Source organism: Neolewinella xylanilytica (assembly GCF_002934605.1).
Lineage (GTDB): Bacteria > Bacteroidota > Bacteroidia > Chitinophagales > Saprospiraceae > Neolewinella > Neolewinella xylanilytica.
The window spans coordinates 295496-311167 of record NZ_PTJC01000007.1; the positions used below are offsets into that span (position 1 = coordinate 295496).

General features: G+C 57.0%; 14 protein-coding genes and 1 tRNA gene. 14 read left to right on the plus strand and 1 reads right to left on the minus strand.

The annotated features are described in order from the left end of the window. Positions 1-117: 117 nt before the first annotated feature. The 14 genes from CLV84_RS19130 to CLV84_RS19195 all read left to right on the plus strand — a co-directional run bounded on the left by CLV84_RS19130 (position 118) and on the right by CLV84_RS19195 (position 14764). Complete coding sequence (locus CLV84_RS19130; RefSeq protein ID WP_104421441.1) at positions 118-363, plus strand: GlsB/YeaQ/YmgE family stress response membrane protein; 246 nt, start codon at positions 118-120, stop codon at positions 361-363. 82 nt (positions 364-445) lie between these two features. After that, entirely contained in the window at positions 446-1183 is a 738-nt protein-coding gene (locus tag CLV84_RS19135; protein ID WP_170067781.1) for a metallophosphoesterase, read from the plus strand. A 99-nt stretch (positions 1184-1282) separates the two neighbouring features. Next, positions 1283-1354, plus strand: a tRNA-Gln gene (locus CLV84_RS19140). A 511-nt stretch (positions 1355-1865) separates the two neighbouring features. Continuing rightward, entirely contained in the window at positions 1866-4805 is a 2940-nt protein-coding gene (locus CLV84_RS19145; protein ID WP_104421443.1) for a T9SS type A sorting domain-containing protein, read from the plus strand. Between the two features lie 333 nt (positions 4806-5138). Continuing rightward, the gene (locus CLV84_RS19150; RefSeq protein WP_104421444.1) at positions 5139-5717 is read left to right on the plus strand and encodes a GNAT family N-acetyltransferase; all 579 of its coding nucleotides are present in this window, start codon (positions 5139-5141) and stop codon (positions 5715-5717) included. 82 nt (positions 5718-5799) lie between these two features. Continuing rightward, positions 5800-6987 (plus strand): argininosuccinate synthase, encoded by a 1188-nt coding sequence (locus CLV84_RS19155; protein WP_211295305.1) that lies wholly within the window; start codon positions 5800-5802, stop codon positions 6985-6987. After that, entirely contained in the window at positions 6984-7949 is a 966-nt protein-coding gene (argC, locus tag CLV84_RS19160) for an N-acetyl-gamma-glutamyl-phosphate reductase (RefSeq protein ID WP_104421446.1), read from the plus strand. Before CLV84_RS19155 ends, argC begins: the two co-directional genes overlap by 4 nt. Positions 7950-8056: 107 nt before the next feature. Beyond that, the gene (locus CLV84_RS19165) at positions 8057-9199 is read left to right on the plus strand and encodes an aspartate aminotransferase family protein (protein WP_104421447.1); all 1143 of its coding nucleotides are present in this window, start codon (positions 8057-8059) and stop codon (positions 9197-9199) included. 93 nt (positions 9200-9292) lie between these two features. Then, positions 9293-10234: an N-acetylornithine carbamoyltransferase gene (locus CLV84_RS19170; protein WP_104421448.1), complete on the plus strand. Its 942-nt coding sequence runs from the start codon at positions 9293-9295 to the stop codon at positions 10232-10234. Positions 10235-10455: 221 nt separating this feature from the next. After that, positions 10456-11298 (plus strand): hypothetical protein, encoded by an 843-nt coding sequence (locus CLV84_RS19175; protein WP_104421449.1) that lies wholly within the window; start codon positions 10456-10458, stop codon positions 11296-11298. A gap of 127 nt (positions 11299-11425) precedes the next feature. After that, positions 11426-12844 carry a nicotinate-nucleotide adenylyltransferase gene (locus CLV84_RS19180; RefSeq protein ID WP_104421450.1) on the plus strand — a complete coding sequence of 473 codons (1419 nt, stop codon included), beginning with the start codon at positions 11426-11428 and terminating at the stop codon, positions 12842-12844. A 154-nt stretch (positions 12845-12998) separates the two neighbouring features. Next, positions 12999-13415, plus strand: a complete 417-nt coding sequence (locus tag CLV84_RS19185; protein WP_104421451.1) for a BrxA/BrxB family bacilliredoxin — start codon at positions 12999-13001, stop codon at positions 13413-13415. 92 nt (positions 13416-13507) lie between these two features. After that, complete coding sequence (locus CLV84_RS19190; protein WP_170067782.1) at positions 13508-13930, plus strand: DUF2141 domain-containing protein; 423 nt, start codon at positions 13508-13510, stop codon at positions 13928-13930. 15 nt (positions 13931-13945) lie between these two features. Further along, complete coding sequence (locus tag CLV84_RS19195; RefSeq protein ID WP_104421453.1) at positions 13946-14764, plus strand: sulfurtransferase; 819 nt, start codon at positions 13946-13948, stop codon at positions 14762-14764. Here the strand turns inward: CLV84_RS19195 and CLV84_RS19200 are convergent. Then, positions 14753-15664: a nucleotidyltransferase family protein gene (locus CLV84_RS19200; protein ID WP_104421454.1), complete on the minus strand. Its 912-nt coding sequence runs from the start codon at positions 15662-15664 to the stop codon at positions 14753-14755. The genes CLV84_RS19195 and CLV84_RS19200 overlap by 12 nt on opposite strands. Positions 15665-15672: the final 8 nt, after the last annotated feature.

The window sequence follows — 15672 nt, forward strand, 5'->3', positions numbered from 1 at the left end:
TGGAACGGTAGGTAGGCGGGTGGTTGCGACGATTTTGACACTTAACTGACGTGTAGCGAACATTTCGTCATTTTTCGGGCTCTAGTAGAGAATCATTAAAACACAAACACACACCACATGGGTATTCTTATCTGGATTCTTCTCGGCCTAGTAGCCGGCGCGCTTGCTAAATGGATTATGCCAGGCCCCGACCCCGGCGGTTGGATCGTTACGATTCTGATCGGTATCGTAGGCGCCGTTATCGGCGGATTTATCAGCAGCGCACTCGGTTTCGGAGCGGTTGATGGCTTCAATATCGGCTCTATCCTGATCGCCGTTCTCGGTGCTATTATCCTGCTATTCCTTTACCGGAAGCTGGCGTAGGTATCACCTCCAAAAGTCAATCGGCCTTCCCGCACTAGCGGGAGGGCCGATGTTGTTATATTGACTACCTATCCTGACTTTCGTGGCTTTACGCATTGTACAAATTACCGATCCTCATCTGTTGACCCCGGGGGAGCTCCTAATGGGCCTCGACGTCGAAAGACGGTTCGCTGCCGTACTGGAGGATGCCCGAAAGATGGCCCCGGATGCCTACTTTATGACCGGTGATTTTTGCGCGCATGACCCTGTAGCAGCCGTCTACCGTCGGCTGAAAGCGATGTTGGACCGACTGGACGCTCCCTACCACATCATCGCGGGCAATCACGATGATCGGGAAATGCTGCGAACCACCTTCGGATTAAGTGGTGCAGGGGCATCTCCGATCTACTATCGGCAATCGATTGGCGGGCAGCCTTTCCTCTTCCTCGATACCAGCCCCGGCCTGCTCGAACCGATCCAGCTAGCGTGGTTGGCGCGGCAGCTGCGCCGGCATCCCGGGGCCGACCTCATCATGCACCATCCGCCGGTGCCGCTAGGGGTAAAGTTTATGGACACGAAGTACCCGCTCCGCGAAACGGATCAGCTGTACGACTTACTCACCGGAGACGGCCGGCGTCGACGCATCTACTGTGGGCACTATCATTCCGCCCGGGTAGTGACTCACCGTAACTTGGAGGTTTACCTCTGTCCTCCGACTAGCTTTTTCATCGATCCCGCGGCGGATGAATTCACCTTGCGCGAGCGAAACCCCGGTTACCAGTACCTGGAATGGACGGAAGCGGGTGATTTTCGCTGCGCTACCGTAGAGGTCAATCCATGAGGCGAGGCAACTTCTGGCCGGGAGAAAGAGTTACAAAATTATCCCGCTGCTTGTGGGATTATCGGCTCTGATGTATATTTGCGGCCGCTAAGGACATTCAGACCCATGGTGTAATTGGCAACACAACAGATTTTGGTTCTGTCGTTCAAGGTTCGAGTCCTTGTGGGTCTACACCAACTTTTAAAAAGGCCCGAAGCATGCGCTTCGGGCCTTTTTCTTTGTTCCGGTACCGTCCGATCGTTAACTCCACGCGCTGGAAGCGGTGCAGTCCACGGGTATAGCATATCCCACGTCGTACCAGTTCCCCGATACCCACCTCGAATCCTAATGTAAGGTACGCCAACCGGCCACCCGGTGGGCGTTCAGCTCGGTACCCACGAAGCGGAGACATACTTCCCTACCGGAATCTCCGGAGAAGGGGGTGGGGCGGACGTGCGGCGTCGGTTCTTCCTTGGCGGCCAGGCCGGAGATGCACGAATTATTGTGTTCCGACTTGCATAATTTGTCATACCTGCTGCCTCACCCGGAAAATTTTCGTTTTCTTGTCCCTGAAGTGCAATCTTGACGAGCGTGCACGACCAGTCCTCGTGGTTACCAATCAGGATGCGGCTGGACCGAGCCCGTGGGCAACCGATTTCCAGGACTTACCCGGGCTACCTGACCAACAATTCAAAAATTCGCTATGCCAAAACTTTTACTTTCTTTCGGCCTGCTGCTCGTGGCTATTGCTTCCCAAGCACAGGTGATTTACGTAGATGCCGATGCCGGGGGCACCAATGATGGTAGCAGCTGGGCGAACGCCTACACTGACCTGAGTGTCGCCATTGACAGTGCCGAGGCCGGTAGCGACCTCTGGATTGCCGCCGGCACCTACGTCACGCCGGAAACGTCACCCTTCTTCATCGATCGGGAGCTATCGCTGTACGGCGGGTTCGCGGGAACCGAAACCAGCGCCGGGGAAGCCGATCCGAGCACGAATGTCACTGTCCTCAGTGGCGACGTAAGTGGCAACGACGTAGTGGGCAGCTACGACAGTTTGCTAGCAGTGGATAATAACCGGGTACTGGTAATTATCGATACCAACGAAACCAGTCAATTTACCGTGACCATTGACGGATTGACCATCAGCCACGGCGTGATCGCTCCAAACTTTCCCGGGTCCGTACCCCTGTTTCCGTATGCGGGTGGTGGAATTTACTCCGAAGCCAAAACGATGGTGAGCCGCGTGACTTTTTCCGACAACCGCGCCCCTTTTGGTTCCGCAGCCGCCTACATCTTTACTACGGCTTCCGGATCGACCTTCGACGACATAAGCCTGATCAATAATCCCACGTCGGTGGCTAATGCGATGTATTTCAATTTAGCGGATTCCATTTCGATACGGAACAGCTCCTTTACCGAGGGCACCACTTCAATGGAAACGGGGATGATTTTTGCAGCCAACTTGACCGGACTGACTATACAGAACTCAATCTTCGACACCATTTCCATCGCGGGGAGCGCCGCTGCCCTGGAAACGGCTAACGTGCTGGATATCGACGTGCGGGGTAGCGAGTTTACCGACCTTTCCGCAGGTGGCTTTGGCGGAGCGATGTATATTTTTAATGACCCCAACTTCATGTCGGATCGGGAAATCGACCCGACGGAACTGACCATCGATAACTGTAGTTTTACGAATAACTCCAGCGCAGGACGCGGTGGCTCCCTTGCCCTGTTCAATCTAAGCAATACGGTCAGTAATTCCTCCTTTGTTGATGGCGTAGGTCAGTTGGGAGGAGCCATATATTATGTGACGTTCGATACACTGGAGTACCGCCAGGTGGTAACCAATAATTTGTTCAACCGAAATGTCGGAGCAACCGGTGGGGCGATTTGCTACCTTACGGATTATGCCGACCTCGATATTATAGGCAATACCTTCACCGCCAATATCGACGATACGGAATTTGGCGGCGGCGCGATTTATTTGCAGGCGACCCCCGACCTTGACCGAAATGCGCGGTTAGAGAACAACATTTTTCGGGGCAATCAGTCCCTAAATGGCCCCGGCGCCGCGCTTCGGATCAGGCGCATCAACAGCGTGCTTCGCGGCAATTCATTCTCGGGCAACTTGGGGCAGGATGGTACCGCGGAGTTTGACGGTGCGGGAGTAAGTACCCGGATCGTATCGTCTTCCTTCATCGATAACGGCAACGCCGAGAACCCCTTCTTCCGCGGTGCGGGTATCGCGCTATTTTACAACGAGGTGGATCAGCCGACTTCCTTGGTCGTGGATAGTTGCACTTTCCGGAACAATTACACAGTAAATCAGTCGCAACGCCTTAGTGGCGGAAGCGGAATTTATCTGGAAGCGGTAGCCGATTCTACTTTTACGCTTTCCGTGCTGAATTCGCGCTTCGAGGGTAACCGAGTAGTGGGTGCCGCCGGAGGTGCCGTGCGGGTGATCGAGAATGTCGACCTGATCGTAGACAACTGTGATTTCTTTTCTAACTTTTCCTCGTCGGGTGGAGCCATTGACGCTACCCGGTATTTAGTGCGCGATACCCTCGGGGACGTGATTGAGCCCAGGCGGTACGATAGTCTGATTGCGCCTTCCCTGGATCTTGGCCGCAGCATCTTCGTAAACAATGGTGCGCAACCCGCCACCGATCGTGACTTTAGTCAGGGCGGGGCCATCAATCTGGGAGATTTTAGCCTGCGATCCACCAATTCCCTGTTTGTCAATAACCGGGTTCAAAGCGGCGGAAGCGGCGGCGCGATCATCATCAATGGATCCTCGGCCAGGAATTCGGTCCTGGATAACTACCTCATCAATAATACCTTTTTCAATAACAGCGATGGCAACCGTCCGGAAAATGCGGCAGACAGTATCCCCGGCAGCGTAGGCAACGCGGTGGCTATCTTTCAACCCGGGAATACCGATCCGTTGGTAAACGCCGTCACGCTTACGATCCAGAACAACGCGCTGTTTATGGAGGCGACTGATGAAGAAAGTATTGGACTCGAAAGGAACGTCGGATACCTGGAAGATCCGACCGGATTCGGTGAGATCAGCCTGATTTCCCTCGGCGGAAATTACTTCAACAGCACCTCGGACGTTGCCGCCGAATTCACCGACGACGAAGCCGATATCCTGGACGTCAATGCGGATCTCGAAAGCATTTTCATCGATCCTTTTGAAGCTGATCGCGCTTCGGAATTTCCTAACTTAGGTCTGGCCGGTGATGCATCCACGAATCCGTTGGTTGATGCCGGTACCACCGGACCATTGGTGCCGGAAGTAGACTTGTACGGCACCGAGCGCGACGACATGCCCGACATCGGCGCTCTCGAGCTAGGGAGTATCGCCCCCGTAGGCATAGCCGAACCGATCGAGGAAAGCGGACTGTCCTTCGAGTTCTATCCGAACCCCGCCGTGGACGCCCTCAACATTATCAACAACGACGCCGGGGTACGGGACTTTACCGTCCTGCTTTCCGATGCCCAGGGCCGGCTGATCAGCGGTCAGCAGTACAGTGCCGAACGCAATACCCTGCAGGTGAGCCGGCTACCGGCCGGCGTGTACCATTTAACACTGATCGTAAACGACAAGCTCTACAGCAAGCAGTTCCTGAAGCGGTAATGCACCTAGGCAGTCCGTCGCCCCGAAACCGGGCCGTCCAGGGTGGGCGGCCCGGTTTTTATTTACGGTCGCTAACGATGGCCTCCTGCTCCTGCGCTCCGCCGCAAAATGAACTTTGGCGTGCGCGAATCGTATTAATTCCCCTAACTTTGCAGCATGTCTCAGGTATCCAATCGCATCCGCCTGCTTAGGCGAAGGATATAGTACGCTTCCCGTCCCGATCGTTCTCGGGACCCGGAGGCCCCGGCATGCGTTGCCGCCCCTCTCCCGATACCCCCACTTAATAACTCCCTTCGACCCGCCACCCCACCGGTCGTCCTTTTTCCTTTCCCTATGCAAATTAAGATACTGGTCGCCCAGCCGGAACATACCGTATTCGCCCGGGCAATTTGTGATTTGATTGAAGAATCAGCGCGTGCACGCGGTACGGGTATTGCTAAGCGAAAACCGGAATACGTAGAGGAGAAAATGCTTACCGGCAAGGCGATCATTGCGCTGGTGGACGGTGAGATCGGCGGCTTCAGCTACATCGAAACCTGGGAGCACGGCAAGTACGTGGCCAACTCCGGCCTGATCGTTAATCCCGCGTTCCGCCGGCACGGACTGGCGCGGCGAATCAAGGCGGCCATCTTCAAGCTATCCCGCACCAAGTACCCGGAGGCAAAGATATTCGGCATCACCACCAGCCTGCCGGTCATGAAGATCAACAGCGACCTGGGATACCGTCCGGTCACCTTCAGCGAGCTCACCCAGGACGATGCCTTCTGGGGTGGTTGCAAAACCTGTCCGAATTACGATATCCTGGAGCGCAACCAGCGCCGGATGTGCCTCTGCACCGCCATGATGGCCCCCAGCGCCCTACAGGCGAAGAAGATGGAGGTAGACCTGACCGATATGATCGTGGAAGGGTAGGGGAAGGACGATGCCTGAAGTTTAACCTACGAAGTATTCAGGTCCCGGAGTGATCTGCGGACCGCCATAAAACCAGCTTATTTTGAAGAAGATCGTTCTGGCTTACTCCGGTGGCCTCGATACCAGTTTTTGCGTCAAGCACCTCACCGAAAAAGGATACGAGGTGCACGCCCTGACCGTCGATACCGGTGGGTTTTCTCCATCGGAGCTGAAAGAAATGGAACAGCGCGCCTTGAAACTCGGGGCCGCTTCCTACAAAAGCGTCGATGTAACCGGCGAATATTACGATGAGTGCCTGCGCTTTCTGGTTTACGGCAACTGCCTCCGCTACCAAACCTACCCGATGTCCGTAAGTGCCGAGCGGATGTTCCAGGCCATGACCACCGCCCGCTACGCCGTGGAGATCGGAGCCGACGGCGTGGCCCACGGTAGTACCGGCGCCGGCAACGATCAGGTGCGCTTCGACCTGGCCTTCGAACTGAGCGGACGAGAATTGGAGATCATCACGCCCATCCGCGACCTGAAGTTGTCGCGGCAGGAGGAAGTCGATTACCTCGCCAAGCACGGGCTGCAGTGGCCTGAAAAGAAGGGAACTTACAGCATCAACGCCGGACTGTGGGGAACCTCGGTCGGAGGAGCGGAAACGCTGACGAGCGATAAATCACTTCCGGAAGACGCCTGGCCCGTCCAGGTTACGGAAACCGAGCCCCGCAAACTGGACCTCCACTTTACCGAGGGCCAATTCACCGGCTTCGACGATCAGGAATTCGACGGACCGGTAGCCGCCATCAAGGCGCTCGAAAAACTGGCCGCCCCCTTTGGCATCGGACGGGACATCCACGTCGGGGATACGATTATCGGTATCAAGGGGCGGGTAGGCTTCGCCGCCGCCGCCGCCGTGCTCATCATCAAGGGCCACCACCTCCTGGAGAAGCATACCCTGGGTAAATGGCAGCTTTTTTGGAAGGAGCAACTGAGCAATTGGTACGGTATGATGCTCCACGAAGGGCAGTTCCTGGACCCGGTGATGCGGGACGTAGAGGCCTTCCTGGAAAGTTCGCAGACGACCGTCAACGGAACGGTTCACGTCACGCTACACCCCTACCGCTATGTGCTCGACGGCATCAACTCCAGCGACGACCTGCTGGGCGGTGGCTTCGGCTCCTACGGGGAAATGAATAATGGCTGGTCGGGCGAAGACGTCCGCGGCTTCACCAAGATCCTGAGCGTCCCGGGGCGCATTCGGAACGCCGTACAACAGAACAAATGAAACGCATAGGCATCATCGGCGGGGGCGGATATACGGCCGGGGAGTTGCTGCGCATCCTGGTGCACCACCCGGAGGTGGAGATCGCCTTCGTGGAGAGCGGCAGCCAGTCCGGAAAGGCCATCACCGAAGTGCATTCCGACCTGGTGGGCGAAACGGAGCTGACCTTCACGGGCTCGGCGGGGACCGCCCTCGGCGACGTAGACGCCATTTTTCTCTGTATGGGCCACGGCAAGTCACGTGGCTGGGTAGAAGCCCATCGCCCCCGGCAGAGCCAGTTGGTTGTAGATTTAAGCACCGACTACCGGATTGACGAGAGCTGGGTCTATGGACTCCCCGAGATCAACCGGGAAGCCATTACCACGGCGAAACGTATCGCCAACCCCGGGTGCTTCGCTACGGCCATCCAGCTGGCGCTGCTCCCCCTGGCGGCGGCCGGGCTCGCGGAAGGGGAGGTGCACGTGAACGGCATCACCGGCAGTACCGGGGCGGGACAGAGCCCCTCACCCACGACCCACTTCAGCTGGCGTAACGCCAACGTGAGCGTGTACAAACCCTTCGGGCATCAGCACCTCGCGGAGATCGGTCGCAGCGCCGGACAAGTAGGCCGAACAGCCACCGAAAATATTCATTTCCTGCCGGTACGCGGCCCCTTCGCCCGCGGCATCCTGGTGACCTGCTACCTCGACACGGACCGGTCGGAAACCGAGCTACGGCAAATCTTCCGCGACTTCTACCACGGTGCCGCCTTCACCCACGTCACCGACGACACGATCAACCTCAAGCAGGTGGTCAATACCAATAAGGGACTCGTACAGGTAGAAAAGCACGGCGACAAGGTGCTGGTCACCTCCGCCATCGACAACCTGCTCAAGGGGGCCAGCGGCCAGGCGGTACAGAATATGAACCTGGCTCTCGGCCTGCCGGAAGACCTGGGACTTAGACTTAAGGCCTCCATGTTTTAGTCACACCGAACTCGGCGGACGAAGCCGCGAAGCGCGCTTCGGCAGACGAGTTCGGATGACGACCGCAAATTCAGTCCCTCAATAATTCACCCATTCACCATTCCCCCATGCAACTCTTCGACGTCTACTCCCTCTACCCCATAGAGCCCGTCCGCGGCGAGGGCGCTTACGTATTCACCGAGGATGGGACGAGGTACCTCGATTGTTACGGCGGCCACGCGGTGATCAGCATCGGACACGCCCATCCCCACTACGTGAAGCTGATTTCGGAGCAGGTGGCTAAGCTGGGCTTTTACAGCAACAGCGTGGAAAACCCCCTGCAGCGGGAACTGGCCGATAAACTCGGGCGGCTTTCCGGTTTGGACGATTACCAGCTCTTTTTGGTGAGCAGCGGAGCGGAAGCGAACGAAAACGCGCTGAAGCTGGCCAGCTTCGAGACCGGGCGCAGCCGGATCATCGCTTTCAAAGGCGGTTTTCACGGCCGTACCTCGGCCGCGGTCAACGCCACGGATAACGAGGCTATCAAGGCACCGATCAACAAGAACTACCCGGTTACCTTTCTCGAAATAAACGATTTGGGCGCCGTAGCGCGGGAGCTGCAGAAGGGCGACGTGGCGGCCGTCATCATCGAGGGTATTCAGGGTATCGGTGGCATTCACGTACCGGACGCCGACTACCTGGAGGCCCTGCCCGATCTCTGCCACGAGAATGGCGCGCTGCTGATCCTGGACGAGGTCCAGTCGGGATACGGGCGGAGCGGTAAGTTCTTCGCCTTCCAACATAGCAAGGTGCGCCCCGATATCATCACCATGGCCAAGGGAATGGGCAACGGCTTTCCGATCGGGGGGGTACTCATCGCTCCGGAGATCGAAGCGAAGTCCGGCATGTTGGGCACCACCTTCGGGGGCAGCCACCTCGCCTGCGCGGCGGGCATCGCCGTACTGGACGTGATCGAACGCGAGGGCTTGCTCGAAAATGCCGTGGAGCAGGGCAATTACCTAATGGAAGCCATGCGCGCAACCGGCTCCTTCCAGGAAGTCCGGGGCCTTGGCCTGATGATCGGCCTACAGATGGAGGAGCCGATCGGGGAACTCCGTAAAAAATTATTATTCGAGGAAAGCGTCTTTACCGGTTCGGCGAAGGATCCGAATACGATCCGCCTGTTGCCGCCCCTAAACTTTACCCAGGAACAGTGCGACCGGGTGGTGGAAGCGTTTGCATCGGTGTCTGCGCTCCGTACCGTCAAATAAGCATTCGCCCGGGCCTGGGGATGGCCGCCGGTCGTGCTTCAGAAACTCCCGGATTTTCAGATTTAACCCAGACAGCCCGATACGCTACAAGCCATGAACAACTTCCTTTCCGTTAAGGACGCCACCGACATCAACCACCTCATCGAGCGGGCACGCTACTTCAAGACCCACCCGCACGAGAACGCTTACATCGGTCAGCACAAAACGCTCATCAACCTCTTCTTCAACCCCAGTCTGCGCACCCGCCTCAGCACGGAAAAGGCCGGGACTACCCTAGGTTTCCAGGTAATCACCATGGATATGGCCGGTGGCTGGAAGCTGGAATTCGAAGACGGCGTCGTGATGAACTTGGACCGCGCCGAGCACGTAAAGGAAGCCGCCGGCGTACTGAGCCAGTACTGCGACATCCTGGCCGTACGCTCCTTCCCCGGCCTGGAAGACCGGAATGCCGACTACGAGGATCGCATCATCCACGCCTTCCGGAAGTACGCTACGGTACCGGTGGTTAGCCTGGAATCGGCCACCCGTCACCCCCTGCAGAGTCTGGCCGACTGCATCACCATCGCCGAACACCGCAAGACGGAACGCCCGAAGGTTGTACTCACCTGGGCCCCCCACCCCCGCCAATTGCCCCAGGCCGTGCCGAATAGCTTCGCGGAATGGATGACCGGCTGGGACGAGGTGGATCTCGTGATCGCGAACCCGGAAGGCTTCGACCTGGCACCGGAATTTACGGCCGGGGCGGAGGTCCTGCACGATCAGGCGGAAGCCCTGCGGGGCGCCGACTTCGTCTACGCCAAGAACTGGTCGGCCTATGAACCGTACGGCGCCACCACCGATCGGACTGACTGGCTCGTCGACACCGACAAAATGGCCCTGACCAACGATGCCTACTTCATGCACTGCCTGCCCGTGCGGCGCAACGTAGTCGTCTCGGACGGGGTGCTGGATAGCCCGCGATCCTTGGTGTTGCAGCAGGCGAATAACCGGACGTGGTCGGCGGCGGCGGTGTTGGAGGCGTTGCTGGTGAGGTAGCAAGATCATTATAGGCGAAGTCCTATGTTTTCAGTCTATCGAATAGTAACACAAGATTGCCGGGATCAGGTATTTTCAGGGCTATCGTAGCTTGCCTTTTCAATATTTGCGAACAAAATGTTGCCTGGCTTTTTTTGCCGGGAATCCTGGATGTGGCATGTTGATTGAAAAGGTTTGGCTGAGGTATTTTATGGTGAATATGCCATCTAAATACCCAATGAATGAGAAGCATTTCGACTGCCCTGAAGATCCTGTTCGTCGCCTTGCTTTTCGGGGCGATTAGCTGTAAACGGCTGCCTGCTAGAGTGTCCGTCGACACCGGTGACTTTTACACTTTCGGCCAGGCCAGCAAAGCGAACGCGAATATCATCCAGGATACGTCGGTCTACGAAAAGCAAGCGTTTCGCGAGATGCGACAGAAATTCGGCATGTTGCCGGAAGGGCTGCGGGAAAAAATTGCCGAAATGCAGTCGGGGATCGAAAAGGAATTTCCTGCTGCATCGATTGAAAAAGCCCTTGGCGTAGGTCTCCCCGTCTGGGAGCGGTCACGCGCTCAGGCGGATCACGAAAAGGGTGAGCTACTCTTAGTTCCCCTAGTCACCAAAAATAGCAAACTGTTGACCGGACTGCTGGTTTTTCGCCTGCGCGACGAGCACCTGGATACCTGGCACCTCATGGAGAGGGCGGGCCTGCTGCATCCGCTCCTGGAAGACCGTCCGGTGGAATCCCGATCGGAATACGTCAATCTTTTACTAACGGCTGCTTTTGATCATTACCTCTTCGATTACCAATTTTTGCCCGACCGGTATACGATCAATCCGAATCGGGGCGAGTACGAACCGCTGTTTTCGTCAACCAACAATGATCCGGCTACGCTTTCGACCGGCATTCACTTTATGCAGGGTTGCTTTGAACAGTACAGGCATGATGTGGAGGGTAACAGAAGCTCTACCAGCAAATTTATCTGCGAGCCATATTATTTGGTGGATTATAACCCGACTGTACTCCTAGACCAGGGTCCGACCCGTTCCCCTGCTGCTGACCCCGAACAGGGAGGGGGCTGATAGCGGGTACCTAATCGAACGATTAAACGTTTGGATACCTTTGACGGGTAGGGATAAAATTGCCAGACGTCCGGGAAGCACGGGCAATTCGCATATCGTACCTTGAAATTCGTAAATTGTCTATCCTATGGCCCGCCAACTCCTAGAAACCGAACAGAAAGCCCTGGAAATCAACCTCGATCCCAAGATTTACGGCACCTTCGCCGAGATCGGCGCCGGGCAGGAGGTGGCCCGTCATTTCTTCCAGGTGGGGGCCGCGGCCGGTACCATCGCCAAGACGATGAGCGCCTACGATAAGGTGTATTCCGACCAGATTTACGGCACGGAGCCCAGTGGGCGCTACGTTTGCGAGAGCCGGATCCACAAAATGATGGACCACGAGTACGACCTGATGGTGGACCGGCTACGGCACGACCGCCCGGAAACCAACTTCTTCGTTTTCGCCGATACCGTGGCCGCCATCAACTATACCCGCACGATACGCGGGAATGGCTGGCTGGGCCTGCGCTTCGAACTCACCCCCAATGGGGGTGCCAATGACATACTCCTCCATGCCCGCATGCTGGATAATGACAACCAATTGCAACAGCAGGCCATCGGCATCCTGGGCGTGAACATGATTTACGGGGTCTATCACTTCCCCGACGACCCGGAATCGTTGGTGGAGAGTTTACTCGACGGACTGAAGGGGCGCATCGCTATCGATATGATCGTACTCAGCGGACCGGATTTCCAGGTCGATAACCGGCTACTAAGCCTATGGCTGGTGAAGCACGGCCTGACGGACATCACGATGTTCGACCCCCGGGGACGGAGCATTCACCCCAGCGAATTCCTGTACCGCAAGGCCGTGATGGTGGTGCGCGGCAGTTTCCGACCCACTACCCTGGTCAACGCCGATATGCTGGAGGCGGGGTACCGGCAGTTCCGCTCCGAGGAGGGCATAGACCCTTCCCACAGTTTTCTCCTGACGGAGTTGACCCTCGATAACCTGCAACATAGCGCCGAGATGAACGAGCGCGATTTTCTGCACCGGGCTACCCTGTTGAACGCCATGGGACAGACGGTCATCATCAGCAATTACAACCGCTACGGCGACCTGATCGAATACCTTTCCCTCTATAAGGTGTCCCAGTTGGGTATCGTGGTGGGCGTCAACGACTTGCTTACCCTCATCAGCGACAAGTACTACGCCAATCAGGACGGCCGGCTACTGGCTGCCTTCGGTGAGATCTTCACCCGCAACGTTAAACTCTACGTTTATCCAGCTCAGCAGGAAGGAAGCGCCGATCTGATGACGGCCGAGAATGTGCCGATTCCGGAAGGCGTAAAATTCCTTTACCGTCACTTAATCGACAGCGGTCAGATCGTCGATATCGACCACTTCAAGGCGGACAACCTGCATATCTATTCCCGCGACGTCCTGGAGATGATCCGCGCCGGGGAAGACGGTTGGGAAAAGATGGTACCCGACCGGGTGGCCAAACTGGTGAAGGAAGACTGCCTCTTCGGCTATCCGAGCGAGAAGCTGGAATTTGAGTACTAGTAGCGACGACTTTCGTTGTCTGGCTGCTTTGCCCGCTTTCAACCCTCACCGCAAGCCACTCCACTGCAGTGGACGCTACTCGCTTACCACAACCAAAGCAAGTCCCTAGTTGTAGATACAAAAGTCTCCATCAACAACAAGAAAAGAAGCATCTATGTATCCAGTCGAGCTAACCACGCCGATGTCCAAAGATCTGACCAACTTTGGATTTGAGTCACTGACCACCCCCGAGGAAGTCGATAATGCCCTTGGCCAGGAAGAAGGCACCGCCCTGATCGTCGTCAATTCCGTCTGCGGTTGCGCGGCGGCTAACGCTCGCCCCGGCGCGAAAATGGCCGTACGCAACGAGGCGAAGCCCGATCGCCTCTACACCGTCTTTGCCGGTGTCGACCGCGACGCTACGGCCCAGGCCCGCGAGCATCTACTGCCTTACCCTCCCAGCAGCCCGAGTATCGGTCTCTTTAAAGACGGTAAGCTCGTTCACTTCCTGGAGCGTCACCACATCGAGGGACGGCCCGCCGAGGTAATTGCCCAAAACCTGAAGATGGCCTTCGATCGCTACTGCAAGTAGCACCACAATAAGATAGGTTTAACGCCCCGGGGAACACATCTCCGGGGCGTTTTTTGTTAAACCCGTATCGTCGAAACTTAACCCACTTTATCTTGATTAGCCTTTACGCCCTGCTGCTCACCCTACTGAATTGTGCTGCCCCGCAAACCCTGAACGTGGAGGTACTCGTACCCGCCACGGGGGGAGCGATTTACCTGGCCGCCTACGATACGCCGGAGGCTTTCGATGAAAAGGAGGAAGTTTCCCGCATCATCCGTCCGGCAACCGCCGCGTCGCAGCGGGCGGAATTGAGCCTGGAGGTTCCCGCCGCGGGGGAGTACGTCATAGCGGCCTTTCAGGACCTCAACGGCAATGGTAAACTGGATACCAATTTATTCGGGGTACCCACCGAACCCTACGGATTTGCTAAAACGCCTCCCACCAAATGGCGGGCTCCTTCCTTCGAAGAGATTGCTACCCAGGTAGCCGAAGGCGACCAACTTAAAATAGAATTGAAAAGCTGGGACCAGTACTGATCGTACCTTAGACGTATGAACACACCCATTCTTTCCGCCGAGGAGCTCGACGATCTTCTCCCCGAGAAGCCCCTTCTTCTCGACTGCCGTTTCGATCTCTTTCACCCCGATCGGGGCTATGAGCAATACCTCGCCGGGCACATTCCGGGTGCGTACTACGTGCACCTGGACCGGGATCTCTCCGGTACGAAGGTGGAAGGAAAAACGGGGCGTCACCCCCTACCGGACCGCAATGCCTTTGCCGCGAAGATGGGCGCCCTCGGTCTTACCCCGCACCGACCGGTGGTCGCCTACGACGATAAAGGCGGCGGTATTGCCGCCCGCGGCTGGTGGTTACTTCGCTATCTGGGGCACGAGCGGGTATCCGTGCTGGACGGGGGGTACCCGGCCTGGTTGGACGCGGGGCTTCCAACCGAAACGGAAGCGCCGGAACCCCGGCCCACCGATCCGTATCCGGTGGCTCCGACCCAGCTTGCGGTACCCGATTTAGCGGATATACACCGGATGCTCGACGATGAGGATTACCGGCTGATCGATTCCCGCACCGCGGAGCGCTACCGCGGCGAGGTCGAGCCCATCGACCCCGTGGCCGGTCACATCCCGGGTGCCATCAATTTGCCCTGGCCCGACAATCTGGGGAAGGGAGACAAATTCAAGTCGCGGGAGGAACTGCAGAAGCGCTTCGCCGGACTAAAGAAAGAGCCGCAGCAGAACGTGTTCTACTGCGGCTCCGGCGTGACGGCCTGTCACAATATCCTGGCGTATAATTACGCCTTCGGCGAGCTGCCGGCGCTGTATCCGGGCAGTTGGAGTGAGTACCTGTTAACTAAATAACGGAGTAGGGTAGGTATTCTCCGCTACCAGCATGGAGAAAGCCTCCTGCACCTTGGGCTTATCCTCCTGATAGGTTACGCCGTACCACTTGTCTTCGCTGACGAGTACCTTGACCGTAGCGCTGCCATCCTTGATCATACCGTCGACGAGCTCGGGGATGAGGTATTCCGCGCGCGGGTTTTCCTTGTTGTCGCGGGCGAATTCCTGAAATCCTTTTTCCAACCGGTCGAAGATGGAGGGATGGAAACCCCAGAAGTTCATGGACACTACGGCGTTGTCGGCCAGTTCGTAGCGGTGGCCGTCCTCTCCAAGGTAGGTGACTTTGCTATCGGTGCCCCGCTGGATCTTGAGGCGCTCGTTGACGTCGCGTAGCAGGTAATCTTCGGCAACGACGGTTACGCCCCGGTTTACGGTACCGTGATCGGAGAGCGTCCGGTGGAGTACGTAACCGACCATGGCGAAGGTTTCCGCGTCGGCTTCGGCAACCAGGAAGGAAGCCATCTTCTGAAAGGCTTCGACTCCGTAGTAGTCGTCGGCATTGATGACGGCGAAGGGTTCCTGCACGACATCCTTCGCCACGAGCATGGCGTGGGAAGTTCCCCAGGGCTTTTCCCGTTTCGCGGGGTCGATGCCCTCCGGAACGAAACTGTCCATACCCTGGAAAGCGTACGCTACCTCGATATCGTCCTTAAATTTACCGTCGAATTTCTCCCGGAAAGGGGCTTCGATGTCCTTACGGATCACGAAGACTACCTTGCCGAAGCCGGCCCGGATGGCGTCGTAGATAGAATATTCGATGATGCCCTCTTCGCTGGGGCCTACACCGTCGATTTGCTTCAGACCGCCGTAGCGGCTGCCCATTCCGGCGGCCAGAATGACTAAGGTGGGTTTGTTTGCCATGTAATGTG